Origin of the sequence: Pedobacter sp., assembly GCF_039594775.1 — a bacterium.
Classification (GTDB): Bacteria; Bacteroidota; Bacteroidia; order Sphingobacteriales; family Sphingobacteriaceae; genus Pedobacter.
Window position 1 is genome coordinate 26,567 of the sequence record NZ_JBCNMT010000010.1, and the last position, 26,284, is coordinate 52,850.

Here is a 26,284-nt window from a genome sequence, read left to right on the forward strand (position 1 = left end):
AAAAGAGAACCGATTAAAGTTCGGTTCTCTTTTTAGTTTCTATACGGATTTGAGGAGCGGTATCTCCAGCTCCTTTAATGACCTGCACATGCTGAATGTCGTCGCCCTTAAGGTTATTAAAATCTACAGGACGGGATATTTTACCATTAATTACATAATCCACTTTACCGGAAATACCGGCAGTATCTTTTCTGAATGCTCGAACCATTACGATCTTGCCAACATCTTCAAGTGGTAAATCGGCTACTTTACCAGCTTCCTTAAATCTAATAGATACATTTTTAATGCTTGGCATTTTATCCGTTACAGCACTATCTGTTTTCATAAAAAACACCTCTTTGGTTACTTTACCCTGCATCAATTTAGCATTTTCAGGCAAGTTGAACTTAGACTTTAGCATTGCAAATACATCCTCAGGATTAAGCCCCCCCTTAGATGTACTGTCTCTTTTAATAAGGATATTACTCACAAAAACATCCAATTTAGAAATGCTATCTGCCGCTGTTGTCTTTTCCAATCCTTCCTTTTTAACTAAAGGCTTTCGTTGAGCAACTTTCGTATGCACAACCGCTTTAGTTGGTGCTGATACTTCTTCTTCGGCAATAGTTACCATTTTTGAAAGTATCGGCAAATGCTGTTTCAGCTCTTTTTTTGAAATTGTAAATGCCAAAGTGGTCATTAATAAAACAGGAAGTGCAAAAAGATACCTGCTCAGTGTTAGCTTCGATGAACGCTTGGCATTCATCATTTGGATACGTTTTTTTAAATCAGAAAGGTTAAAATTGTTCACAATAGCTGTAGATGGCGTTAACTGTCCTACGCCCAATAAACTATATTGGTAAACTTTTCGGTCCATTCCCTTTTTAAGGATATTCTGGTCGGTAATAAACTCCAGGTTTTCTTTTACAGCTTTTTTCATCAACCACACTCCTGGGTTGAACCAATAAAATACCACACTCAGTTCGGCCAAAATGATATCCAACGAGTGCCACTGTTTTACATGCACCATTTCATGTGCCAAAATAGTATCCAACTCACAATCGCTATGTAAAGTGGGGTTAACATACACCGTTTGCCAGAACGAAAATGGGCTTACACTTTCGTTTAGCAAGCGTACATTATAATTGGCTACAGTACCTGGTTTAGATTTGCGATGAATTTTGTAAAGGGAAAAAAATTGCACCCCCAACCTAATGGTCATTAACAATACGCCTAAGTAAAAAAGTGTGCTTAATATGGGCCAGTTATTAATAAAAAATCCAGTAGGCACGAGTTCAGACGCCGTTTGGTTAAGTTGCGGTAAATAAGTAACTACATTACTCTGTATTTCCTGTCTATGAAAAAACTCCGTTAGATCAATAAATGGATAAGCGGTTGAAAAAACAATACCCAAAACCAAGAAACAACGGTTCAACATGTAGAAAGTTAGCTTCCGTAAAATTAGATAATAGGTAGCCGCAAATAAAAGCAGCACCAAATTTATCTTTAAAAGGATAATGAAAAGATGTGGCATCTCTATTGATTTTCTGGTTTCTCAATCAGGTCAATTATCTCTTTAAGTTCGGCTGCACTAATTTTTTTGTCCTTTGCAAAAAAGGCAACCAGCTCTTTATAGGAGTTCTGAAAATAGTCGTTCACAAAACCATTCATAAAGCGCTTTTTATAGTCGGTTTCCTTCACTTTAGCACTATAGCGTATAGCATTTGCATAACGTTCGCCCTTTAGAAAACCTTTACGCTCCAAATTTTTGATGGTTGAGGCCAACGTTGTATATGGTGCTTTTGGCTCTGGCATCGCATCCATAAAATCTTTAATGAAGCCTGCTCCTACCTGCCAAACGGCAAGCATTGCCTCTTCCTCTTGCTGTGTTAGTTTCTCCATCAGTTAATTACGAAATAATCGTAAATATACGAAAGTAATAAACATAAATGCAAGGGTTTAGGTGTTAATTTGTGTTAAGGTGTTTTAGTTAGGCTAAAGCGTGAATTGTTTTTTTGGAGCGCAGCTTTTGTGCAGAAATTAATGGAAAGTCCCGCCATTCGTTTTACTCATTTGGTAAGCTACGCTTATCAACTCGTGCCCACTACTGTCGGGGCTAAGGGGCAGTTTAAAACAATGTCACCACTTCGTTGTTCTTTTTTGCATCTCGAAAGATTTCTCCGCTACGGTCGAAATGATGTGAAAGATAGCACAAGACACTCCGTCATTTCGAGTAGCCTGCTCCGACTATTCGGAGAGGAATGACGAGATGGACGAGTAGAAATAACGGCTAAGGATATTACTTAAAAATAAAACTTCGATTGTCTTTTTTCCATTCAGGACCAACAGCTGTTTCCAACCAAAAAGGCTTTTTCAGTTCCGTTTTCTTTTGCCAAACCCCATCTGATAATTGCAAATCGTTACCCATTTTCACAAAACCTGTAGCAATATTAGCTCCCTCTACCTGATTGTTTTGCATTTTCAGATTTTTCGGCTCATCTTGGGTAACCAATAAAGTCACTGGATTGATGATATAGTTGTTGCTGATGTTAACTCCATCAGGAGCCAATGTTCTGTCGTTATCCTTGCCCGAACCTAGTACGAAAGCTTCTCTAGCGCCTACAATAACATTGTTTTGGATATCTGCATTTTTAACCTGCCAGTATTCATTTAGTGCTGGTTTTTCGTAGGCATTCATTACAGAAATTGCTGAGCGTAAAGTTCTTCCTGCCACTTTATACAGGTAATTGCCATGCACTTTTTGGTTTTCACCAATAAGGCGTATTCCCCCACTGTTGGTAATATTATTGGCAATAAAGTAGTTATTACTTACTTCAGAATTGTTCCCATGTCTAAAAGTGACCGTACCTACACATTCATAAAATAGGTTATTCATAATTTTATTGAAGCCAGATTTGATAGAGATGATTTCTATCTCGCCATCGCACTTATCAAAAATATTGTACTGCACCGTAGCATAAGAATCGTTCATAGAATAAGTACTTGTTCCTATGCGGATGGTTTCGCCACCATTCGCTCCCAACTCTGGTCTGGGGCCAAAGTAATTATGGTCTATCTGATGATAGTTTGGCTTATCATCCAACCATACGACCAAGGTAGTTCCCTGATGTGTTTTTCCTGTAATAGCGCAATGGTCAACTCGATTATGATACCCATAAAGAGATACCCATTTATAATCTAAGGTTTTATCACTAGGATTATAATTTTCGATGCTGGTATTGGTTAAACGACTGTTAGAAGTTGTTTTAGTAAAAATCACCACATCTTCTTTTAAAGAAAAACCATTTTTAAAAGAAAGTCCGTCTACCACTAACCATTCACCATCAATTTTAAGGTTAGAATTGCCCGATAACACAACGCCTCCCTTAACTTCTGCTACAAGTGTAATCGGTTTTTCTGCCGTTCCCTTTCCTTTAAAATTAATGAATTGACTCTTCCACTCTCCAGATTTCATGATGACCTTATCACCTGGCATCAACTTTAACGCTTCGAGCTCTACTGCACTGCTAATGGTATATGTTTTCTCACTAATGGTTGCTTGTTCTTCTACTTTTTTAGTAAGCGAATCTGCTTCTATTGCTTTTGCGCAACTGCTGTAATGGAGCCCACATAAAAGCACTAAACCAGCATAAAAATTCAATTTCATTTCAAATATTTTTAATATAAATCATCATAAAAAACGAGCGCTTCATCGTAAGTAGTAGCTAATCCGGTTGAGCTTACCGCGGAACTAATACTCACTACACCAGTCCAAGGTGCTGTAGCTCCATAGGCTTCCCAACATCTATAAACCACATGTGTAGATAAGTTCACGTTATTATTTCCACCGTATAAAATCTTAGTACCATCTAAACCTAATTTACTAGACATGATAGCTCTTTTTTCAGCAACTGTCCCACTTCCCAAAGTCGTAGCATCAGCTACACTGATCAAGTGCGTACGACCAGTTGGATTAAAGCCGCTGTGATGAAAAGCCAAAGCATATCTTGTACTTTGGTTCCCTATTGTAGCATAATTAAAATTATTTTTCGTCACCATAAAACTGGTTCCAAAGGTTTCATCTCCCGGATTTACATCATTAAAAACGGGCACTTCCACAAAAATTGGATTTACACCTGTTCCATTTACCATATAGGTTCCTGTTGAATTGAACGTATTACCATAAACTACGCCATGGGTAGAATTATCACCCCTAAACCTAATGAATGAGCCAGAGCAATCTGTAAAGGTATTTTCAAGAATTTTCAATCGTTTAACGCCAAAAGCACCATAAATCATATGTGCTGTGGAGCCTACTCCAATGTTAGAGAATTGGTTTTGTCTGATGATGATATTGTTGGAAGTTGGATAATGTGCTCCAACGGCTCCGTAATACAAATTAGGCATGTTCTCGAAACGGCAATAAGCCACCGTAATATTTGGACTACGTTGTATTACCAAAGCATATTCTGATACGGCACCAGTAAACTTTAATCGATGAATTAAGATGTTTTGGCAGTTGTTTAGCGACATCAATTTGGCGATTGAACCAGTAAGCACCGCAGCACCTACGGTATTTGCTTTTAACTGGAGCCGTTTGGTGGCACTTCCAATGTTAGACAAAGTAATGGTGGAAGCAATATTATACGTTCCATCGGCAAAAACCACATCCACATGGTTAGTTTGTAACATAGTCTGTATGCCCGACCAAAATGAGGCATCGAGTACAGTTGAAGGAGTTACGTTTACCACTGTAGCAGTTGCTTCTGTTTGAGCTTCTTTTTGTATTTCAACTACAATTTTCTCATCTTTTTCTTCTGCTACGACATCTTTCTTACACGAAAAAAGAGACATTAACAACATAAACATTAAAGCATAATTTTTCATTGTATGGAATATTTAAGGTTAACCTATAAACTTGCACCCACACCTCCGGCGGCTTTCGATTTTGAAGAAAGCTCGGACCCGTCCTTCAAATTAAAATTGAAATCTTTGATATTGATAAACTCAGGCTTGATGTCGAAAATATGCTTTCCAAGGGCCTTGTTATAATACGTATCCACTTTTCCTGATTGATAGAAATTGCAATTTTCTACCAAGATATCATCCCAGCGAAACTCTCTAAACTCTACAGACCTACCTCCTTGACCGCTATTCACGAAATTACAATTCAACAACCTTGCGTACTGGGCACCTAGCAAGCGAAGTGCAGAGCCTTGTTCTCTGTTATCCACCTCGTTAATGGTACAGTTCTCAATAGTTACAAATGGCCCCAAGGTACTCTCATCGTTTCCGCCACGATACACATTGATGGCACTTCCTAAAATATTGGTAAATACACAGTTCTTCACTATCGTATATTCCGCTCCATAAATACCTTTATCGTCTCTTTCTTCCGCCAAATTAATTCCCGTTCCCGAAATATTCCTGAACAATGAATTGGTAATGACCAAACTATCTGCCAAGGTTGATTTACTTCCTTTAAATCCTGCAAAAGAGCCTTCGTTATAATCGTAAAACTCACATCTGTCGATAAAAGCTTTGTATGGTTTGTTCATTGGCAGTTCGGTAGAACGAATCCCACAACGTACGTCGCCCCCACTACCATAAGCGCCTTTAAAGGCAAGACCGCTTACTTTTACCATCGCTCCGTGATCAATAGTGATGAAAGCTGGTAGGGTTTTACTGCTTCCGTTCACCAAAACAGGTTTGCTTTTTAGTTCTTTTGCTGCTCTGATAGTGATTGACTTGTCTACAATAATTTCATCGTCAATACTATAAAAACCTGTATCGGTTAGTTCTATGATATCGCCATCGTTTAATTTGGCAATTACTTGCTGGATGCTATTGATTTCTTTGGCGCCCATTTTTACAATTTTAGGTTGTGTATTGATTGTCTTTACTTCTTGTTGATACCAAGATGCGCCTACATCTTTCTTTTGTATAAACTTCATTTTCTTTAGTGGTGCACCATAATCGGCTAAGTAAGGGAACGAGATACCGTTAATGGTTACATTGGTGGTTTTCTTATTTACAAAACCGCTTTGCGATGGCAAATCACCTTGTAGAGCGTTGTCTTTAATGGTAATACCACCATCCTTATTTTCGTCGACATAAAGTGCTTTAACTGGCTGAACCAATAAATTTTTAGAAAAAATTACGTTTTGGGGAGATAAAGTACGCTCGGAATCTTTACCTGTACCAAACAATGATGGTTCGCAATTGATGAAAGTGTTTCGTTCAATTTTGGCATCCACTACCTGATAGTAGCGATTGATGAGCGAATTTGGCACACCGTTCATCACTGCCAATGGCGAACGGAATGCAGTGCCTCTTAAATCTTTAAATACATTATCAAAAACTTGATGTCCCGGATTAATGACCCTTACTCCACCAGTGAAAGGTTTGTTATTTCCTAAGAAAAGATTGCCTTGTACTATATTTTTAGAACCGTGCCTTAATACCAAACTTCCTTCACATTCTACGAATGTATTAAAGCTGATATTGTTTTCTCCTGATTTGATAGAAACGATTTCTACCTCTCCATTACATTTTTCGAAAAGATTATGTACTATTTGGGTTTTGGATGCAGTAAGTGAATATCTTGAAACACCTATACGGATGGTTTCGCCGCCATTAGAACCAAAACGTTGACGGCCATTGAAATAGTTGGAATCGATGCTGTGATAATTTTGTTGGCTACGCTCATCGTTAAGTTCTGCAATGATTACCGGCCCAGCGTTAAGCTTATTAGTAAAAGTACAATGGTCAACGCGGTTGTTTTTACCCCATAAGGTCACCCAAGAGTCACCTTTGAAACGTTCTGGTTGACTAAAGTCTTCGATTGCAAATTGGGTGATTCGACAGTTGTTAGCCAAATTATCATTATCTACCCTAAACGTAACCACATGCTCTTTAGGACTATAGCCACCTTTGAAATGAAAACCTTTGATGATAGTATATTCGCCACCAATTTTAAGGTTAGACTTTCCTGAAATCTGTACTTTATCACCATTTTCTGGCTTTACCCAAATTGGCTTTTCTTTAGTTCCCTTACCTGAAACCACCAATTGCACATCGGTCCAAACTTTATTTTTAAGCAGAATTACATCACCAGGTTTTGCTTTGGCTACCGCTGATTTTAATTCTTGCGGAGTACTTACCAAAACATCGGCTGCTTTCGTAAACGAAGTGATTAGAAAAAGAGCTAAAAAAGAGATACGGAACTTTGTCATGAAGGAAGGTTTAGTTGGTTAGGTTATTTTCCAGCGGATTTCGCTAATTCAATCGCAGATTCAAAGATTGTTTTTTGGGATTTGACCATTGATTATTTTATTCACCCGGTATTTTTGATTAAAATGTTGCCGTTCCAATCGGAGGTTCCGACTGAAACAGCAATCATTTTACATATAAACCAAAAAAGATTTTATTTCTGAATATAGATATCGAATTTTATGGTGGAGTTGCCTATTGGGTTGGCAAAGGCGGCTTCTTTCACATGGATAATTCCATTTTTCACTACCGAAGTGCTAGGATCTGTAATCTTAATGAAAATCACCCTGGCTGTAGTAGCATTGAAAACAGAGGTAGTTGGTGCTGCCACAGCATCAAATCGTGGATTATTAGATGAAGGATTAGAAATACTGTTTGCACTAAAGAAAGTATTACTCAAATCGTCTATTTCTCCATTTTCCAATAAGTCGTAAATGGCCGATTGACCTGTACTTGCACCATCAATAAGTACTCTAAACTTGGTATCGTTAATCACTGAAGTGTTTGCTGGGCTCCAACCTACGTTGTTACATTTTAAGTTTGTTGCTATTGAACCTGTGGCTGCCGTTGCCGGATTAAATAATGTCGGACCAGAGCTTTGTGCACCAAATATCAGATACATATTGGCTTCGTTAGCATTTAGCTCACAGTTTCCAATGGTACTACCGTTTTTCAAGAACCCTGTTTTTGTACCAATTGATTGCGCATTCATCTCCACATCTCTGTAAAGCACACTTTGATAGGTATAGTTTAACGGAATAATCAATTCAGTTTGCAAATCATCATTATCTATGGCAATGATTTTCAAATGTTCAGCACGTTTTTTGAATTGATAGTTCTCGGTATAATTGTAGCTGGTTTGTCCTGCTAAAGTTTTGGTAGAAAGCAATGCATAGCTTCCATTTCGATCATCGTAAAGCTCTACTTTTTTCAATCCAGTGATAGAAGTAATTTGTCCACTTACAGGAGTTACTCCACCGACTATTGGGGTGATGCTTGCTGCAAAACTTTTAAATTGAGGCTTGAATATAGATACATCCACTGGCATATTAATAATTAACTCGTTGGTTTGATTATAAATATCGGTAGCGATGATTTTAATATGCTGCGCTGCTTTACGATAGGTATAAGCATAATTTAAAGCATATTGTTTAGCATTATTGGTATTAGTGATGCTGTTCACCAAAACATAGGTATTTTCTAATTGATAATCATCATAAACATCTACCTGCTTAATTCCATATTCCGATTGTATATTGCCAGCAATTGTAGTTGCACCGCCACTGAGGTCTGCATTGATAGTAGGCGGAAAAGCACTGAATTGAGGTAAAGCCGGGTCAAAGTATTTAATGTTAACAAAACCTTCCAAAGAACTGTTGTTTCCTTGTTTTACCATGATTTTCACCCCTTTTACTTTACTCATGTTATTTACAGGGAAAGCGGTGATAGGGATAGAAAGCTCATAAGTTGGAGTAATGGCTCCTTTATTGTCTGTTACATGGATAAGCGAATCGGTTCCTGTAGTACGCACCAAATAGCAATATACAAATTTTACTCCTTCGGCTGCTGAAATACTGCTCTTTAACTCGTTACCTAAATCGAATGTTTTGGTTGCTCGATTAAAGATATATTCTTTGGCAGTTATCGTGCCATCGCCAACGTCAGAAAAATCATCTTTTTTACAGCCAGCTATTATTGCTAGTGCCAAACAGCAATACAATAATGGGATTAGGATTTTCTTCATTTGTTTAATTTTATTTTTTTTAAAAAAACCACCTTAGACACCTGAGTTCATTTTAGTCATTTTTGGCGGCTTAATCTTTGTTCTTTATTCTCTTTTATTTAACCACCTAAGACACCTTAGAACATTTTAGTATTTTGAAACATTAAGGAGTTAAGGGGCATTAAGTTTTGTATCATTCGGTCTTAATTATCTTAATTCCTTAATGTTTAATTCTTTAAACCTTTATTTATCAGTAACCCGGGTTTTGTGGAATTTTTATATCGGTATTGGTATCTATTTCCCTTTGTGGAATAGGTAACAACAACTTATCGTTATTAATATTTGCTTGTAATGTGGCCAAAGGAATAGTAGGGCTAAACCTGCTGTAGTAGGTACTGTACTCTGCGGCGTAGTGGTTCTGCATGTTAATTACTGCTTGTCCAAAACGCATCAAATCAAACAAACGTTGGTTTTCAAAGGCAAATTCTAAACGCCTTTCTTTCAATAAGGCCGCTTGAAAATCAGCACTGCTGGCAATTGAACTTGTACCCGAAGCTGGATATTTATAAAATGCTGAGGTGAAATTTCCAGTGGTATAGTTACCCGCACCTGCTCTTTCTCTCACTTGGTTAATTAATCCGACTGAACTTCCCGAAGCACCGTCATAACCTTGAGCTTCGGCTTTCATTAATAATACATCTGAAAAGCGAAGCACGGTGAAATCATTTTCAGCATCGCCGGCCACTATTACTTTCGAAAAGAATTTGTTTACGTAAAGTGGCGTAGTACTGTTGGCATAACTTGCAATGGTCACATCTTTACGAGCATCGGAAAAACTGGTGGCACTAGTGGTAAATGCGGTACTGATACTGGTTGTTGGATAATTAAAACCGCCTCCATCACCATTAATTACGGCATCGCCACTACTTGCTGGCGCAAACATATTGGCCATTGGATTACCCAAACCAACCAAGCCTGCTTTGTATCTCACCGCAAATAAAATTTCCTTGTTCATCTCATTGTTGATGGCAAATACGCGAGCAAAGCTATTTTCTAAGCCATATCCACTATTAGCGATGACATCGTTCAATAAAGTTAAGGCATCTGCTGCACGAGGCACTGGCAGGGTTAGGTAAACTTTAGCCAAAAGCGCCTTCGCCGACCATGCGTTTGCTCTTCCCAAATCTGTAGAAGTGATTTGATTATAAGGTTTTGCACTAGATTTTGCGACTGCGGCTTCTAAATCTTTAACTATTAGATTATAGCAATCATTTACCGATGAACGATTAACTTTTCTAGCTTGTGCAGCTTCCAATGGCTCGGTTACAATAAACACTCCCCCGTATAAACGCACTAAGTTGAAATAGTGATAAGCTCTAATGAATAGGGCTTGACCAGCTAATTCATCGCGTTGGGCTTCAGTAATGGTAGCAGTAGGCGTACCAAACACCAACTGACCGTTTTGATAGGTTACGCCTAAACTTCTTAATACGTAATTAACATTACGGATGTTCTTGTACATGGCCAACCAGTAGTTATAAACCTGCTGATGTGATGGTCCTGCAGTGTACAGGTTTAACACATTAAGCTCCATATTAACATTGGTGGTACTGTTTACCGAACGTTGACGGGCATTATCACTCCTCAACTCCGTAAACTGCCACTCGTTAATCAAAGGCTCTTGCATGCCATTATAACATCCCGATAGGGCAACACTAACTTCTTTATAGTTTTTATAATAGTTGTTAACTGCTTCATTGGAGATAGGGTCTACATCGACCACCTTTTTACATGAGGTAACGGCCGATACCAATGATACCACAATGATGAAGCGAGCTGATATTTTTCTGATTTGTTTCATGACGTGTAGGTATTAGAAGTTAAAATCAAGGCCAAATGTATAGGTACGGTTCACCGGGAAACCTCCCCTTTGATAACCCACAATTACTGGAGAAGCATAAGAAGCTGATGTTACCCTAGCTTCTGGGTTAATTCCCCTGTATGAACTTCCCGTAATGAAAAACACATTATCTACCGATGCATACAACCTTAAGCTACTTACCTTTAACTTTTTAGCCGTAGCTGCCGGCAAGGTATAACCTACAATAACGTTTCTTAAATAAGCGTAAGAAGCACTTTCTACACCGTAATCTGTTAACAGTAAATCTGCTGCAATACCATTGGTGAAATAAGGCGTTTTCCCATCACCTGGATTGGCTGGACTTACCCATCTATTTTTAATGTAGTTTTCGTTCTGTCTCTTTGATTCGTTATAATACAAGTCACCATTAATCAATTGACCACCTTGTGAACCTTGCATCAGGATATTTAAATCGAATTTTTTATATCTGAAAGTATTGGTGATCCCCCAAGTAAAGTCAGGAAATGGCGAACCCATGATTACCCTATCGTTTAAATCAATTTTATTATCGCCGTTAATGTCTTTCAACTTCACACCCCCAGCAGCAAAATAACTTTGTAAAACAGAAGTTTGTCCAGCAGCTACAGCAGCATTAGCTTCGTCTTGCGACTTCCAAACACCATCCGTTTTGTAACCGTAGAACTGTACATAAGGTTGACCTACGATAGAAGCATAAATTTCGCTACGCTCACCATAGTTGAATAAATAAGGCTCGTCGCCACCTAGTTTTAATAGTTTGTTTCTGTTGGCTGAAATGTTAACGGAAGTAGTCCAATTGAAGTTTTTGGTTCCGATATTGTTAGAAGTTAACTCCACTTCAATGCCCTGATTTCTGATTTTTCCATTGTTGGTCCAAAAAGAGGCCGAACCTGTAATGGCCTGCTGTGATTGTTGTAATAATAAGTTGTTGGTAATAGAGCGATAGAACTCTAAGCTTAATTGCAATTTGTTCCTAAACAAACCAACATCTAAACCAATATTTGTTGATTTTGTAGTTTCCCAAGTGATATCTCTACCATAGGTTACTACGTTATTAGGCGATTGACCCGCTGCTAATTGACCAGTACCTTCTCCAAATACATAGTTGGATCTGAACAACAAATCCAAATAAGAGAAAGGTGTAATTCGGTTATTACCTGTTTCACCATAACTAGCTCTCAATTTTAAATTTTCCAACCATTTTTTGCTGCCTTTCATGAAAGATTCGCTGGCAATGTTCCAACCTGCTGAAAATGCAGGAAACCAACCTCTTCTATTACCTGGGCCAAAAATCGAACTTTCATCGGTACGTAAACTTGCGGTAGCAATGTATTTTCCTTGGTAATCGTAGTTTACACGACCCAAATAAGAAATTAAGCCTGTTTTTACGTTAACTGGGATATTAGGTGCCTGATCAAAATAAGCCGCTTGGTTAAGCGTGGTAAAATCATCAGACGGGAAATTGTAACCCGTTTGCTCTGTGCCTTTCACCTTATTACTTTGCACAGTAAAACCTAATAATCCTTTAAAGTTATGGTTGCCAAAGCTTTTGGTATAGTTCATGGTATTTTCCCACAAAATATCTACCGTAGTGCCGTTGGTTATGGTCGCCATATTTACATCACCATCTTTACGGGCTTCACTTCTGATCAGCGTTTTATCTTCTCTCGATAGATAATAAGCACCTAAAGAGGTTTTAAATGAAAGACTTTTGCTTGGATTATAGGTTAAATCTGTTCCTCCTTGGAAACGATAACTTTCTGAAAATCTATCTTCTCTTTCTGCATGCGACAATGGGGTATTATTGGTTGACGAGAAAGGAGAAACTGTTCCAGTACTTTGCCAAAAAGAACCATCAGGCATAGTACCTGCATAAGTAAGGTTCGTAAAATGACGAGCTTGCGCCCAGTCACCTGCCCTTAAATTAGCCCATTGTGAGTTTTGATTAACAAATGCCGCCGTAAATGCCGAGTGGTAAACAGGCAAAAAAGATGGGAAACGGTAATAATTGGTAAAATTTTCTGCAGGACGTTGAATTTTGGTATATGTTGGGTTAATATTTACATTTAATGCCAGTTTTGGCGAAAGATTAACATCTAATTTCACACGAATATTTCCGCGGTTATTCTCACTATCTTTCATGATGCCCTGGTCTTGTTGCAAGTTACCAGATACGTAGTATCTTAAGTCTTTTTTACCACCAGCTACATTGAGCTGTAAATTGTAGATACCTGCGTTTCGCAAAGCTTCATCCTGCCAATCGGTAGGTGAACCACTAATTTGATTCTCAATGATATAAGCAGCACGCTCGTTATTGTTGATGATGTTTTTAGCATTAGCGGGCACACTAGGGTCATTTTGCCTTAACGCAGCTTCTGCAAACAACAGTTTTGTATAATCAGTAGTTGATAAAATTGGATATACCTTATAAGCCTCTTTTAAGCCATAGTATGATTTTACGGAGAACTTAGGCTTATCAGCTATCCCTTTTTTGGTGGTTACTAAAATAACTCCGTTAGCACCTCTTGAACCATAAATAGCGGATGAAGCCGCATCTTTCAAAACCTCAATTGACTCTACGTCATAAGGATTGATGAAGGCCAAACCATCTGCAATGGGGTGCCCATCTACTACTACTAAGGGATCGGCGTTGGCGTTAATGGAACTGGCTCCCCTAATTCTTAACGTTGGGTCTGAGCCCACTTCTGAGCTGTTATTTTGTACGGTTAAACCCGCAATTTTACCAATCAAAGCATTATCTAACCTCGAGGTAGGAATTTCATCCAAATTTTTATTTTCGAGCTTACTTACTGCCGAACTAATGGTCGATTTTTTTTGAGTACCGTATCCTACTACCAATACTTCACTCATGGAATTTACATCTTCTGCTAAAGTAACATTAATGGTAGTGCTGTTCGCTACAGCCTGTAAATGTATTTTGTAGCCAAGCGATTTGAATTCGAGGATTTTACCTTTTTGAACGGAGATCTCATATTCTCCTTTTTCATTGGTAGAAACGCCTTTATTAGTATCCTTAATGGTTACCGACACGCCAGGAATGCCTTGTCCGTCTTCAGATTTAACAACGCCTTTGATTTTCACCGTTTGTGCACTTAGCCCCAAGGACAGCAAACACAACAGTAAAAAAATGACGCCGCCAACGCGATTTTTTAATGTCATAGCAAATCAGGTTTTATATATGGTTAGTTTGTGGCGATTCTGTGAAAATTGCCAATTTAAATTGGTTTACCAAAAATTGGTTTACCAAATATATCATTATTATTTATATTCAAAAAAAATACGAGGAAAACTTTTTCAGCTGATTAGCTTTTTCCTCAGAGCGAAGGGAATTTTGATTGATAAATCTATACTTATTCCTACTTTTTGTTGGTTCCTGCAGGCAATAAATAGTTTGTTTGGTTTTTGTTGGTTTGTTATTTGGTTCATTTTAAAAAGGGATGGTCTTTTGCAAACCCAAAAATCCACCCCTTTTTGGAGTATATAAGTTCAGTACCTTAAATATGAACGGAAGTATCTCTTCAATTAAGAAAATGCTAAACCACCGTTGATATCAATGTTGTTTCCTGTAAGGAAGCTCGACTCATCTGAAGCCAAATAAGCTACTAAATCTGCTACTTCCTGAGCATTACCTTCTCTTTTTAAAGCGGTGGCATTGGCTACATTGGTTCTTACTTCGGGTTTGCTAAAGGTATCGTGAAAAGTAGTCGCAATCATTCCTGGTGCCAAAGCATTTACACGGATATTTTTAGGACCAAATTCTTTTGCCAAAGCTCTAGTATAAGTCATTACGGCACCTTTTGAAGTTGCATAAGCACTTGCACCCGGACCACCACCATCTCTAGCTGCTAACGACGAGAAGTTTACAATTGAAGAACCTGCTGGCATGTAAGGTGAAACCGCTTTAACTGCCAAGAAAACAGATTTCAAGTTCACGTTCATTACAAAATCCCAGAAATTTTCGTCCATTTCTGCAGTTGTTTTACGAGCAACCAAGCCCCCAACTACATTTACCAGAACATTGATTTCTTCACCAAAAGCTTCTTTAGCTTTAGCTACCAAAGTGTCAACCTCAGCAGCTTTGGTCATATCCGCTTGTACAATAATGGCTTCACCGCCTAAATCTTGTATCATTTTCAAGGTTTCTTCAGCCAAATCTTTATTGTCAAAGTAATTTACCACCACTTTGGCTCCTTCCTTTGCCAACTGCAAGGAAACTGCTCTACCTATGTCCCTAGAGCCCCCAGAAACTATCGCAACTTTGTTTTTTAAACGCATACTATTATTATTTAATTCTTTATTTTTTTGATGAAATATATTTAATACACAACCATGAAACCGGCACTAATACTGCCGCCAACACGAAGAACGACACATAGCTGGTTTGGGTAATTACCGGAACTGCCCAAGTGGTCAGCAAAGTACCCGCTACTGCTGCTGTACCGCCCATACCCGCTACCGTGCCTACGTTTTTACCATGAAAATAATCACTAGGTAGTGTTTGAATGTTTCCGATGAGATATTGAAAGCCAAACAAGGTAAAACCAATCAGTATCATTGCTAAAGTTGGGGTATCTTTTAAGCTACCTAACTGATAAACGATGATTACCAAAGAAGCCAACATAATGACACTACCTACTGCAATAGCATTTTTACGAGCTTTTTGAGGTTCAGTACCTTTTTTAATTTGAACAGACGCATGATAACCGCCTACCAAACTTCCAATGGCTGCAAATAAATAGGGCACCCAAGTAAATGCTCCAATTTGCTTGATATCGAACATAAATTGTTCTTTAAGGAAAGTTGGCAACCAGGTTACGAACAACCACCAAACAGGATCGATAAAAAACCTCCCTGTGATGATTCCCCAAGTATTTCTGAATTTTAGAAGTTCTTTCCAAGTGAGCACTGGCGCTTCTTGTATTTCTACGGCATCCTTAACCTCTGGCTTTGCCAAAATATAATTGCGTTCTTCTTCGGTAATCCAAGGGTGCTTATCAGGCGTTGCTTTGTTTACATAAAGCCACGGGATGATCCAAATTAACCCTAGTACCGCAATTAATACGAAAGTCATTTTCCAGCCAAAAATCACATATAAAATGGCAATTACTGGAGCAGCAACTACCGAACCTAATGATGCTCCTGCGCCAAAAATCCCTTGTGCAATGCCTCTTTCTCGAGCTGGGAACCATTCCGCATTATTTTTGGTAGCTCCCGGCCAGTTACCCGCTTCGCTAAACCCCAGCATAAATCTAAAGATATTGAAGGAAAGCAACGATTTGGCAAAGGCATGCAACGCGATCGAAATGCTCCATCCCAAGATGGACAATGTCATGCCCATACGGGTACCGATGGCATCCATCATTTTACCTGTAAAGGTTTGACCTAAAGCATAAGCAATCATAAAGAAAGTAGTGATTAATGCTAATGCGCTTTTGTTATCTACATCGGCAATGCCAAATTCTTTATAGATATAAGGCCAAAGAATATTAATCGCGCTTCTATCGATGTAGTTGATTACCGTTGCCAAAGCAATTAGCGAGATAATCCACCATCTTAATCCTTTTACTTTCATCTGTTTCTTTTTTAGTTTTTGATAGCCTTGAATATTAATGGCCCTGGCTTATCTTTTATTTGTTAGTCAGTTGAATATTTGTAATGCCTTTAGCATTAATCACTTTGTTGTCTGCATAAACTTCATTTCCTACTGCTTCTCCTTTTGCACTTTTTAAACGGACGTTGATTCCATAACCATCGGTATTTAAATGGCTGATATTACCTTTAAACTTATTGTAAGAACCCCATCCTTCATAAGCACAATTAACCTGATAACCATCCAGTAAAACCGAAGGCTGAGTATTATATCCTGTATTGCCCTCAATTAAATAATGGTTGCCTTTTACATCAATCCAACTATCCGCACTATTTGCCCCCGTAATTCCTTGGGCTTCAAAAATGTTTCCTCTGATAATTCCCCCTGTTGTGCCTTCTTTAATATCAATGCACTCGGCAGCTACATAAGGACCTAGTTTATTATTCAGCACTTGGTTCGAATCGCATTGATCTGGCTTTCCATCACTATGCTTGGCCCAGTTGCTATAGGCAGAACCAATATAAATGGCTTCACCATAACCAGGACTTTTCTTTCCTGTATGGGTAACTTCTGAGTTTTTAACGATGTTATGTTTGCTAAAGGCACGGAAATGAATTCCTTCTTCACCCAATTGCGTTACCAAAACACCATCAATAATATTATGGCTTGCGCCATCGGTCACAATACCTTTCAATCCATTTTGCAGGGTAAAACCTTTCAGTTTCCAATAGCTAGCTTTGAGATGCAAGATGTAACCTGTTTGATTATTCCCAGCGTCAAGGATAGCATTTCTACTTCCTGTTAGCACAATAGGCTGCTTTAGTGTACCACTGGCCGAGGCTTCAATCACGAACTTGCCTTCATAGATCCCATCTCTTAAAATGATGGAATCTCCAGGTTTTGCAGTAGCTAGTGCTCGTTTAAGTTGGCTGCTGCTTTCCACAATAATTGGTTTAGATATTGTTCGAAAAAAAGGCCGTATTGCATACCCCACCCCACTTACACAAGTCGAGATAGCAATAGCGGCCATAACCAAATATATATTGAAGATCTTTTGCATTGATGCCAGTTTATATTCTATCATTTCGGCGATAGGAAAAATCTTTAGGTGTTGAGATCATCAAATCCAAAGATTTCCATAGTTCGCTTTACTCCAATCGAAATGATGGGATATTTCCGATTATTTATGGATGCCCAACTCTTTTAAGAAATCGATAATTGCTTTATTTACTTCTGAGTTTTTTTCCGCTGGGAATTTTCCGTGTTCGCCACCTTCAACAGTGATGAATTTGTTTTTCACACCCAATTCATCTAACCTCTTTTTCAAGTCTACCGATTGTTGGTAAGGCACTACTGGATCAGCATCGCCATGCACAATAAATACTGGTGGACTGTTTTTCTTAACCTGGTATAAAGGAGAAACTGATTGAACGAAGGCTTGGTCATTCGCTTTATCACCTAACCACTTTTTTGCCGAGCTACTAGGCCAGTTACCTACATGTGTAATGCCATATTTATCGATAATAGCTGCCACTTTCACATCTTTTACTCCTGGGCAGTTACCATCAAATTTGGTATCATTACCTAATAAACCACCCATTAAAGCTAAATGGCCACCTGCTGAACCGCCCATGATCACAATTCGATTAGGATCGATATTCAATGCTTTGGCATTTTTGATCAAATAGATCAAAGCACAACGAGTATCCTCTACCGCAGCAGGAGCTGGTGCTACCTGTACCAAACGATAGGCAATGTTAGCCACGGCATAACCGTTTTTAAAGAAGCTGTTAAAGCCAGTTTGCGACTCTTTATTTCCTTTGTTAAAGCCACCACCATGAATGTTGATGACAATAGGTGTTGGTCCCTTGTCTGCTGGTGGCAAATACAAATCCATTTTACCTTCCCAATCGCCAACTTTGGCATAAACCACATTTAACTGCTCAGAAAAACCTGTTGGATAGGTTACTTTTTTAACTTCTGCGGTTTCTTGTGCTTGTGTAAAACTTGCCGACACTATTAGTAGGCAGCTTATTATTAATTTTTTCATGTTGTTATTTATTTTATTTCCTCCCCCTGCCCCCTCAAAGAGGGGGATAAACAAAATGCCTAGGCGCAATGTATCTCCCTTTGAAGGGAGAATTAAAGAGGGAGAAAAAACCTACTTAATAAAATCTTCTCTATGAGGAGCGAAAACATCAATTAAAATTCCTGGTTCAACACATACACAACCATGTACTGCGTGAGGTGGTACATAATAACCATCGCCTTTTCTGATGATTTTTTTCTCATCGCCAATGGTCATCTCAAAAACGCCACTTTCTACGTAGGTCACCTGTACGTGATAATGCTCGTGCAAGGGACCAATGGCTCCTGCTTCGAATTTAGCTTTCACCAACATGATTTTGTCGTCATAACCGTAGATTTTACGTTGAACGCCGTTCCCTAAATCTTCCCAGTTAGTTTCTGTTTCTATTTGAAATAATTCGCTTTGCATTTTCTAGTTTTTTTGTTTTTTGGATGTTTTGTTGTTTAGAGGAATTACCAATACCTAGCCACTAATCCCTATCCCCTATTTAAAATTTATATAATTCTGTTTCTCTGTATAGTTGATCTGATAGGTATAAGTCTTATCGTTCAATTTAAAGCTGATGATGGTTTGTTGCGCATCTGATTTAACCAACTTCAGTTCACTTACTGATGGCAAAGCCGATGAAACCGTTTCATTGATTGGATCTGTGCCACCATGGGTTTCGGTAATGCTCACAAAGGTTTGGTTTTGGCCACTGCTCGATAACATAAACGCTTTACCATCTACCAAGTTCATTTCTGGATCATTAGCGCCGATAGAAAGCAACTTTACTTCCAGTGGATTATCGGAAACAAAGTGAGTAGTATAGAAACGATTTTTGTTCAATAGACCTACCATTCCAGATTTACCCTCTAATTTATTGCTGGCATTTAGCCAAATGTGCTGATAGCCATTTTTATCTCCAAGTGCGGTCAACTGATTGGCTTTTGCGGTAACAGGAAAAGAAGTATTCACCAATTGTCCTTTGTACCAAAACGGTAAGTCATATTGGTGATTTTTGGCTGATTGTGCCTGCATCACATCAATTAATAAAGGCTTGTCCAATCCCTCCACTTTTACCAAAGCAGCCGTTCTTAGCATGGTTACGCCAGCATAGGCTTTAGCTTCTTTAGCGCTCACTACTTTTAAGGTGGGCTGGTTAGAAAAGTATAGCAAGGTTGGGCTGGCTTTATCTGCTGGACCTAATTTAGCATCGAAATGTGAAGTTTGATCTACCACCAATGCATTATGGGCTACCGTTTGTTTTGCCCAAGTATTATTTTCGGGCAAATAACCGCCGCCGTTTTTAGTATCGATATTTAAAAACCTAGCGGCACCGTAATCAGGGAAAATTTCAGCGGTGTTATCGTAAAATAATAAGTTTAGTCGATCAAAGTGTCCGTGGCCCATTCCTTGTGAAGCCGCTTTTAGCACTACACATTGTTGGTCGGTATTTGGTCCATTGCGCAAAATACCCAAACCACCTTCGTCGCCCTTGCCACCATCTTTGATCCATAATGATTGGTATTTAAAAGGAATTGCTTTTCCTGCAGCCAAATCTGCCGCTACTTTTAAACCAGCATCAGAAACAATCACACGATTTTGCTGCTTGGCAATGTCCAGCAAATCAACTTCTGCCTTAATATCAGCATAAGCCAAATCTACGCCATACACTAGTTCTACCGACTCATAGGTTTTATCCTTAATGGCATCGTTTAACGGAAAAAAGGTTTTATCGGTATAAGAAGTTTGTAATGAGGTATGGATGGCTTTTGAAAGCAATTTATCTCTGTATTCAAAGATCTTACGTGAGGGTTCATAATTGTTGATTGCTTTGGCAAACAATACGAAAGGCAATAGTGCATAACGTTGGTAATATGGTCCCTCCATATAATAACCATCAGGTGAGAACAATTGGTCTATTTGTGCCAAATAGCCTGTTTTACCGTCTTTATTTGAGCCTTTAATTGCCTTTTCTACGTATTCACGCTTATTAAGTACATAACCAGTAATGCCAACCGCTGCCAAATTCCAAGTGCCATGATTATGGATTTTGTTGAAGACATCGTACCTATCTTCAGTAAAAAACTTTAGGATAGGTACGAACAATTTCTCTTCAATGGTCTTCCTGTCAGTTGCAGGAATGCCGTCATAAACCAAATCATATGCTTGTATGGTATATAGCTGCCATACAAAGTCGTTTAAGCTTTGCCAAAAAATACGTCCTCCATCTTCCTCACTTTTTCTCTTTGGATGAAGGGGCCATTTTTCATATTGCGAAGCATAGTTGAGCATTACGTTTTTCACGTAGTCTGCATATTTCTTTTCCCCGGAGATTTGATAAGCCACTCCGCAGTTAAGCATGTTACTGTAATTCTTTTTGTGTTGCTCATGCGTGTAACCACCACCGCCATCCTTAGGTACAGGCACCACAATAGGCTCTGCTAATGCCTTATCAGCTGCATTTTTAACCGTTAGATATGATTGACGTAAAAGTGGATAGGTACCTACTCCTTTTTTCACTGCCGCCACATTTGCCTTGGTTAGCATAATGCTTGGATGTGTTTGTGCCATTAGCGATAGGCTAAAAAAGGCACAAAAAGATACTAATACCACTTTTTTTAAGTAGTTCATACGCTTGAATTTATATTTAATTGATTAAGCTAGGACGGACCTATTTTCTCGAATTATCTCTCTGTTTCGTTGATGATATTTTGTGCAGCAAAACCTGCTTTACTAATTTGCCATATCTCGTCGAGATGACCAGCCATTGCTTCTTCTGCTTTGGTCATATCTTGCGATTCGATAGCGGCATAAATCATTCTGTGTTCTTCAATTGCTGTTTTAGCCCTATTGTCGCCACAGATTTTATTTTCTACAATATTTTTAATCAAGTCGGGCACTAAAATCAAAATCATGGATTCGATGACAGAATTTTTCGTTGCTTTAGCAATTTTGATATGGAAAACCATGTCCTCTTCTACCGCATCGCCACCAATACTCACTTTACTTTCGTAACCTTCCATCGCCAATCTAAGGCTTTCCAAATCTTCCTCGCTTCTACGTTCGGCAGCTAATTTAACCGCATTTAACTCCAAATGATAACGTGCTTCGATTAAAGCATTGAAATCATCTTTGTTAAATTTGATGATATCTGAAATGATATTATCAATCACATTGATGCTCAAACCTGCTACGTAGGTACCGCTTTGAGGATTGGTTTTTAAAAGGCCATAAAACTCTAATTTCAATATCGCTTCGCGGATGTAGCTTCTTCCTAAGCCAAAACGTTCAGAAAGCACTCGTTCTGCTGGCAATCTATCTCCTGGTTTCAACTGGCCTGAGATGATCAACTGCTTTAACTGACCAATGATTTTATCTACTGGCGACTCTACCTGTATAGCGGTAATATTTTCTATCAATGATTTCATTCTTTAGTTTTTCTATTTGGTCGACCAATTAATTGGTTTACCAAAAATAAACATTCAATTGGGTATTCAAAAAGTTATTTCAAATTAAATCATTTTATCTTGGAATTACCTCTAAATCAATTTTCCAATTATTAGCCCAAATGGAACTATATCTTAATCACTTTTTTGGTACTTGTTACTTTTCCGGCATTTTCTATGGATAAAATATAGGTGCCTGCTTGGATATTCTGTACATTAATTTCTTGCAATTGGTTCCCATTTACTTGTTTGGTCAACATTACCTGACCTTGAATATTGATGATTTTAATCACATCTCCATTTACCGTACCTGCAACACTGATATTGTTTTGCGTCACTGGATTTGGATAAACCGCCACGGCATTGCCCAATGTTATTCTTACCGATTTTACCTCACTAGGATGCTCTGTCCCGTCGTGATCAACGCCTACCAAACGGTAATAGTTAATCCCATCGGTTGGATTTAAATGTGTGTAATCGTAATTAAATATTCCAGATTTACTGTTAGCAGCTACCGTATAGATTTTTTCGAAACCATTGGTGCTTCTATGTTGTAAAACATACTCTTTCAAATTCACCTCATCGGTAGTTTGCCAAGCTAGTTTCACACTGTTTAAACTTTCTTTAGCCGTAAAGTTCAACAACCTCAATGGCAGGGTGGTATTCGCTTCTCCCACTATAAAAGGAGAAAATGCACTTGTAGTGATTGTAGCAGTATTGGCCGCTGCATTTCCATTACCCGTAAAAGTTCCGTAAGCACCCGAAGTATAGGCCGCGATACCAATTTGCGCATTACCGAAGCCAGCAAAACTAGTACCTTCTAGCGCATTGTCCCAGCCTAAAGTCATGTCAACATTACCAGTTCCAGAAGTACGGTTGATGTTCCAAACGGCATCTACCATTCTCAGTTTTTGGGCTGCCGTAAGTGCTGTTCCATTAGGTGTAGCATCTGCCGTTGCGCCTTGAAATACATTGATATCAAAGCTTGAGGTCGAAGTTGGGTTTAGGGTTACAGGCGTGTAATAAGTTGTAGTACCTACTGGAATTAAAGTTGACGATGACAAACCATTCACTTTTAAGATACCCAAAGCACTACCACTAATTGCTGTTTGAATATATCTTGATGAACTACCGCCTACAACCGCCACATTCCCATTGCTCAATTCAAAAGTAGTGCTAGAAGGGATTATTAAATTTCCACTTGTTAACGTTAGGGCACCTGCAAGCGTAACATATTTACCTGTAGGCAATGATAAAGATGTAGTCGTAGAAACGATTAAGTTATTGTAGTTGGTTAAAGCATTTGTTCCTGCTATCGATGCAGCGGGCTTAACAAGATTCTGATCACTACCACTATAAACTACTGTACCATTGTTAATAAAATTAACACAATTTATTTCTGGATTGTTATTGGTCAATTCCAAAGTAGCTCCAGCTTGTATCTCAACTGTTTCGCATGCAGCAGCTGAACCTTGTGTAATTACCTGAGTAGATCTTGAGGAAGTAAGTTTTGCACCATTTTGAATCGTGAACACACCAGTTCCACTTGTAGACCCAATAACCAAAGCACCATTATTACTAACAATATTCCCACTGGCAAGGGTTAACCCCCTAAATTTCATCCCGGTATTTAAAGTACCTATTTGTCCAGGGTTTAGTGCGAATATACCATAGCAAACTGTGCCATTTCCATTCCATTCGCCTGCAAGGGTGATATCCCTTGTATCTCCAATAAACTTTAAATAACCAAGTGTACTGGCATTAGTAAATTGGTTCGCATTTGTTGTGGTAGCGCTAGTTTGACCTGAATAAAAAGCTCCATCAGCTCCTAAACCAACTACCGGAGTAGCATGACCGTTATAAACCCTCACTTTTCCGCTAACATTCAAATTACTTGTATTTAATTTTACCGAACCGTAGACTGTTCCCGTAAAACCCCAATGCAAGTCTCTACAATAAACATCCGAAGCATCAATATTAACAACGTGTCCTGTTTGTAAATAAACATTGTTAGTAGATGTAGGCGCTGTTGTAGCTGCTTGCCAAGCCCCGCCTACCCTAGTTTGCCATGTTGTCGGGTTAGTCCAATCTCCTCCCGACACAGAACGATAATCGCCGTCAGTGGCTACCTGAGTAAAACCAGTAATAGCCATGCAGCTTAAAATCATTAAAAGTAAAATTCTTTTCATATGCGTTTAATATTTGGTTATAGGTGAAGGAGAATTGGTTAAACCCTCCCGTTATTTCATTTATAAGCTCCCGTTGATTTCTAGGTTATCTATCCAAGCTTTTGCCATGATATCATTTCCTTTTGGTGTTACGCCATAGAAAACAAAACCATTTAAATTTTTACTAGGTTCCAGACCTCCGCTAGTAAATTCACCAGCTAAACGTTTGCCGTTCACCCAAATGTGATAAGTTCCAGCATTTAGTATTTGCTCACCTTCTTTGGTGTATTTCTTGGCCTCAGCACCATTATTACTATATACTTCAATTAAATAGTCCGTATTTTTTAAGAAAGAAGCCGCTTTTACTGAAGCCCATTTGGCACCGTTACGGATATAAAAATTGATTTCGTTAGCGGCAGACAAATTCCATCTCAGACCTGCAAAAATTTCTGTGGAAGTTTCCTTAATTCCGCCATTACCTTGAAAAAGATCATCAGAATTGTCAGACGCACCATTGGCAAGCACCCATTGTCCCGCATTGGCAGCATCTATTTTTAAATTGAAACTTGTTTTAACAACGCCTTCCAAATTGAGGTTATAGATAGAAAACTTGCTGGTAGAGGTCCCTGCAACTACTTCTAAACCTGCACCTTTAATAAAACCTGCACCACTTTTCACCAAGTTAAAAGCGCCCGTACCATCAGATGCGGTACGCACTCTTACCTTAATAGCTTTGTTTAAAATAATTTTTGGCAAAAAGGAAGTCGAAGAAGCTCCTGGGTTAGGATTGAAAGTGGCTTCTTTATCTCCAAAATCGTAGTTAATTACTGGCGCTTGCGACCAAGCAGTATGCGTTAATGCAGAGAGGGCCATTGTAGAAAGCGCAGTAGCCAAAACCAAAAGTTTCTTCATTATCTTTTTATTTTAAAGGGTTTAGTATTCAGTAATATTAAAATCGTTGAACCAAATAGTTTCGTCACGCAACATATCTGGTTGCAATAGTCTTCTATAAACACCCCACTTAGGGCGACAGCTTGTGGTATTCTTCCGCCACATTTCGATATTGGTGAAGGCTTGTTTCAATAACAGTTTTCCATCGCTAATTCTATTGATCTGTATTTCATATTTACCATCGAAAGAAAACGTAGCTCTTTCCGTTACTTCAACCCATTGTCCTCTAAAATCAGCCAAGGGAACAGTGGCGATATACTTTTGAGAAGTAGCATCGGTATCACCAGTATGAATAACCTGTAGGATATCTCCTCCGGCTTTATATCTTGGCGTTAGCGTAATAATAGGGAGCGTATTATCACCATCAATAGGTTTAAGCTGATGGATATGGGTAAAATCGCTAGAAGGTTTGAAGCCTGCATCCAGTTTAAATTTCCAACGGTATAGTACTTTCTCATCTTTGCTTGCTTTCAAGTTTTCAGGCGACCTGTCATAGGTCTTGATTTCATTACGTTGCCTATCCGAATCTTCGCATTTATCGTTATCAGGCGTAACATGAATTTTAAATGCAAAAACCGTACGTTTCAAATCTTGATCGTAAACTTGCGTAATGTGCTTGCCAAAGGCAACATGGCTACAATCAGGTGCTTCGATCACGTCGCCTGTACCACCAAAAACATTATTGATCAATTGATAGGTATCCACAGCAGCATTAGCTGTCAACGTAGTTCCCTCTGTATTAGCAGTCTGAGTACCGTTACCAGCAATCTCCTTTTTTTCCACTGTAGAGCTTTTTTGTTTACTGCAGGCACAGGAGAAGAAACAAATGGATAATACTAAAAGCAATTTTTGCTTATTCATACACAGGATAAATTTGGTTGACCAATATTTGGTTGACCAAATTTATATAAATAAAGTTATGAAGCAAATTTTTTAGAAAATTTTAACATATGGACTTTAGTAACATTTTCGACGGCAGTAAAACCCTTTAGAACATTACGGAAGAAGTTTTTGAATACAAAAAATATAGGGAGTTTTTTATCTCTTAACTTTCAGTTTTAAAAACTTACGAAGTTGACCACTGCGTAAGAATTAAAGCAAGCTGATTTAAACAAAAATCTCAGACACAAAAAAACCTCGCAGGTTTCAAAATCTACGAG

General features: G+C 38.5%; 18 protein-coding genes. All 18 read right to left on the reverse strand.

The window, feature by feature from the left end:
* Positions 1 to 13: 13 nt before the first annotated feature.
* Entirely contained in the window at positions 14 to 1,513 is a 1,500-nt protein-coding gene (locus ABDV71_RS18425) for a M56 family metallopeptidase (protein WP_343535193.1), read from the reverse strand.
* Between the two features lie 2 nt (positions 1,514 to 1,515).
* Positions 1,516 to 1,881, reverse strand: a complete 366-nt coding sequence (locus ABDV71_RS18430) for a BlaI/MecI/CopY family transcriptional regulator (RefSeq protein ID WP_343535195.1) — start codon at positions 1,879 to 1,881, stop codon at positions 1,516 to 1,518.
* Between the two features lie 397 nt (positions 1,882 to 2,278).
* The gene (locus ABDV71_RS18435) at positions 2,279 to 3,646 is read right to left on the reverse strand and encodes a polysaccharide lyase 6 family protein (protein ID WP_343535197.1); all 1,368 of its coding nucleotides are present in this window, start codon (positions 3,644 to 3,646) and stop codon (positions 2,279 to 2,281) included.
* 11 nt (positions 3,647 to 3,657) lie between these two features.
* Positions 3,658 to 4,866, reverse strand: a complete 1,209-nt coding sequence (locus ABDV71_RS18440; protein ID WP_343535199.1) for a hypothetical protein — start codon at positions 4,864 to 4,866, stop codon at positions 3,658 to 3,660.
* Between the two features lie 23 nt (positions 4,867 to 4,889).
* On the reverse strand, positions 4,890 to 7,214 hold the full coding sequence (locus ABDV71_RS18445) for a chondroitinase-B domain-containing protein (protein ID WP_343535201.1): 2,325 nt from the start codon (positions 7,212 to 7,214) through the stop codon (positions 4,890 to 4,892).
* 191 nt (positions 7,215 to 7,405) lie between these two features.
* Entirely contained in the window at positions 7,406 to 8,995 is a 1,590-nt protein-coding gene (locus ABDV71_RS18450) for a hypothetical protein (protein ID WP_343535203.1), read from the reverse strand.
* Between the two features lie 229 nt (positions 8,996 to 9,224).
* The gene (locus tag ABDV71_RS18455) at positions 9,225 to 10,835 is read right to left on the reverse strand and encodes a RagB/SusD family nutrient uptake outer membrane protein (protein ID WP_343535204.1); all 1,611 of its coding nucleotides are present in this window, start codon (positions 10,833 to 10,835) and stop codon (positions 9,225 to 9,227) included.
* A 12-nt stretch (positions 10,836 to 10,847) separates the two neighbouring features.
* Positions 10,848 to 14,054 carry a TonB-dependent receptor gene (locus ABDV71_RS18460; protein ID WP_343535205.1) on the reverse strand — a complete coding sequence of 1,069 codons (3,207 nt, stop codon included), beginning with the start codon at positions 14,052 to 14,054 and terminating at the stop codon, positions 10,848 to 10,850.
* Between the two features lie 363 nt (positions 14,055 to 14,417).
* Positions 14,418 to 15,170 (reverse strand): SDR family oxidoreductase, encoded by a 753-nt coding sequence (locus ABDV71_RS18465; protein WP_343535206.1) that lies wholly within the window; start codon positions 15,168 to 15,170, stop codon positions 14,418 to 14,420.
* 19 nt (positions 15,171 to 15,189) lie between these two features.
* On the reverse strand, positions 15,190 to 16,467 hold the full coding sequence (locus ABDV71_RS18470) for an MFS transporter (RefSeq protein ID WP_343535207.1): 1,278 nt from the start codon (positions 16,465 to 16,467) through the stop codon (positions 15,190 to 15,192).
* 55 nt (positions 16,468 to 16,522) lie between these two features.
* Positions 16,523 to 17,428 (reverse strand): chondroitinase-B domain-containing protein, encoded by a 906-nt coding sequence (locus ABDV71_RS18475; protein ID WP_343535208.1) that lies wholly within the window; start codon positions 17,426 to 17,428, stop codon positions 16,523 to 16,525.
* Between the two features lie 237 nt (positions 17,429 to 17,665).
* Positions 17,666 to 18,535 carry an alpha/beta hydrolase gene (locus ABDV71_RS18480; protein ID WP_343535209.1) on the reverse strand — a complete coding sequence of 290 codons (870 nt, stop codon included), beginning with the start codon at positions 18,533 to 18,535 and terminating at the stop codon, positions 17,666 to 17,668.
* 111 nt (positions 18,536 to 18,646) lie between these two features.
* On the reverse strand, positions 18,647 to 18,982 hold the full coding sequence (locus ABDV71_RS18485; RefSeq protein ID WP_343535210.1) for a cupin domain-containing protein: 336 nt from the start codon (positions 18,980 to 18,982) through the stop codon (positions 18,647 to 18,649).
* A gap of 75 nt (positions 18,983 to 19,057) precedes the next feature.
* Positions 19,058 to 21,190, reverse strand: coding sequence for a heparinase II/III family protein (locus ABDV71_RS18490; protein WP_343535211.1), 2,133 nt, complete (start codon positions 21,188 to 21,190; stop codon positions 19,058 to 19,060).
* Between the two features lie 53 nt (positions 21,191 to 21,243).
* A complete protein-coding gene (locus tag ABDV71_RS18495) occupies positions 21,244 to 21,987 on the reverse strand; it encodes a FadR/GntR family transcriptional regulator (protein ID WP_343535212.1) in 744 nt (247 codons plus the stop codon).
* 146 nt (positions 21,988 to 22,133) lie between these two features.
* Positions 22,134 to 24,194, reverse strand: coding sequence for a T9SS type A sorting domain-containing protein (locus ABDV71_RS18500; RefSeq protein ID WP_343535213.1), 2,061 nt, complete (start codon positions 24,192 to 24,194; stop codon positions 22,134 to 22,136).
* A 60-nt stretch (positions 24,195 to 24,254) separates the two neighbouring features.
* Complete coding sequence (locus ABDV71_RS18505; protein WP_343535214.1) at positions 24,255 to 25,085, reverse strand: hypothetical protein; 831 nt, start codon at positions 25,083 to 25,085, stop codon at positions 24,255 to 24,257.
* A 21-nt stretch (positions 25,086 to 25,106) separates the two neighbouring features.
* Complete coding sequence (locus tag ABDV71_RS18510) at positions 25,107 to 25,985, reverse strand: heparin lyase I family protein (protein ID WP_343535215.1); 879 nt, start codon at positions 25,983 to 25,985, stop codon at positions 25,107 to 25,109.
* Positions 25,986 to 26,284: the final 299 nt, after the last annotated feature.

What these genes read in the sequence shown, in the direction of transcription:
- ABDV71_RS18425 (WP_343535193.1), bottom strand. Translation starts at nt 1,513, where the DNA reads ATGCCACATCTTTTCATTATCCTTTTAAAGATAAATTTGGTGCTGCTT.
- ABDV71_RS18430 (WP_343535195.1), bottom strand. Translation starts at nt 1,881, where the DNA reads ATGGAGAAACTAACACAGCAAGAGGAAGAGGCAATGCTTGCCGTTTGG.
- ABDV71_RS18435 (WP_343535197.1), bottom strand. Translation starts at nt 3,646, where the DNA reads ATGAAATTGAATTTTTATGCTGGTTTAGTGCTTTTATGTGGGCTCCAT.
- ABDV71_RS18440 (WP_343535199.1), bottom strand. Translation starts at nt 4,866, where the DNA reads ATGAAAAATTATGCTTTAATGTTTATGTTGTTAATGTCTCTTTTTTCG.
- ABDV71_RS18445 (WP_343535201.1), bottom strand. Translation starts at nt 7,214, where the DNA reads ATGACAAAGTTCCGTATCTCTTTTTTAGCTCTTTTTCTAATCACTTCG.
- ABDV71_RS18450 (WP_343535203.1), bottom strand. Translation starts at nt 8,995, where the DNA reads ATGAAGAAAATCCTAATCCCATTATTGTATTGCTGTTTGGCACTAGCA.
- ABDV71_RS18455 (WP_343535204.1), bottom strand. Translation starts at nt 10,835, where the DNA reads ATGAAACAAATCAGAAAAATATCAGCTCGCTTCATCATTGTGGTATCA.
- ABDV71_RS18460 (WP_343535205.1), bottom strand. Translation starts at nt 14,054, where the DNA reads ATGACATTAAAAAATCGCGTTGGCGGCGTCATTTTTTTACTGTTGTGT.
- ABDV71_RS18465 (WP_343535206.1), bottom strand. Translation starts at nt 15,170, where the DNA reads ATGCGTTTAAAAAACAAAGTTGCGATAGTTTCTGGGGGCTCTAGGGAC.
- ABDV71_RS18470 (WP_343535207.1), bottom strand. Translation starts at nt 16,467, where the DNA reads ATGAAAGTAAAAGGATTAAGATGGTGGATTATCTCGCTAATTGCTTTG.
- ABDV71_RS18480 (WP_343535209.1), bottom strand. Translation starts at nt 18,535, where the DNA reads ATGAAAAAATTAATAATAAGCTGCCTACTAATAGTGTCGGCAAGTTTT.
- ABDV71_RS18485 (WP_343535210.1), bottom strand. Translation starts at nt 18,982, where the DNA reads ATGCAAAGCGAATTATTTCAAATAGAAACAGAAACTAACTGGGAAGAT.
- ABDV71_RS18490 (WP_343535211.1), bottom strand. Translation starts at nt 21,190, where the DNA reads ATGAACTACTTAAAAAAAGTGGTATTAGTATCTTTTTGTGCCTTTTTT.
- ABDV71_RS18495 (WP_343535212.1), bottom strand. Translation starts at nt 21,987, where the DNA reads ATGAAATCATTGATAGAAAATATTACCGCTATACAGGTAGAGTCGCCA.
- ABDV71_RS18500 (WP_343535213.1), bottom strand. Translation starts at nt 24,194, where the DNA reads ATGAAAAGAATTTTACTTTTAATGATTTTAAGCTGCATGGCTATTACT.
- ABDV71_RS18505 (WP_343535214.1), bottom strand. Translation starts at nt 25,085, where the DNA reads ATGAAGAAACTTTTGGTTTTGGCTACTGCGCTTTCTACAATGGCCCTC.
- ABDV71_RS18510 (WP_343535215.1), bottom strand. Translation starts at nt 25,985, where the DNA reads ATGAATAAGCAAAAATTGCTTTTAGTATTATCCATTTGTTTCTTCTCC.